This window comes from Alteromonas infernus, assembly GCF_902705815.1.
In genome coordinates, this window is record NZ_CACSIG010000072.1 from 1 (window position 1) to 517 (window position 517).

The following is a 517-nucleotide window of genomic DNA, read 5'->3' on the forward strand; positions in this document are numbered from 1 at the left end:
TGTACAGGCGAACGTGAGTTCGATTAAAGACTTGGTAACGCAAGCAAGCTACGGCTAGTTCCTGTAATGCCTCTGTATAGTTTCACTTAGTTTACAAAGTGATGAAAGAGGAAGGGACGCATGAAGGGTGTATTGAACAGATTTATGGCTTGTTTTCACAGTGCTGTTCGGCAATACACCAACGTTAGATGAAGCAAATCGCTATCGCATGGATGGAAAAGAAACTAACGATGCAACACAGGCAAAAATTAAGGCGCTATGGGATCAAGTGACACAAGAGAACTTTCATGACTTAAGTGACTACAAAGGTTACAACCATGAGTTCTTAAAACTGTTCGGTTTTGACATTTCAAGTGTTGATTACGACAGTGAAGTTGACCCAATGGTTAATTGGTAAAACCTAAACTTACCATTAATTAACCTAATGCTTATATGCGCAAAAGCCGTCTGATTTGACGGCTTTTCTGTTCCTGATTACAAGTTGATAAGGCATATGGATTCAAGCTCGCGCATAAAG

Annotated in this window: 1 pseudogene; it reads left to right on the top strand. The window is 40.0% G+C overall.

From position 1 onward, the window contains the following. A pseudogene (locus ACX5J7_RS17030) lies at positions 1-397 on the top strand (bifunctional NADH-specific enoyl-ACP reductase/trans-2-enoyl-CoA reductase); the annotation flags it as partial. Positions 398-517 lie beyond the last annotated feature (120 nt).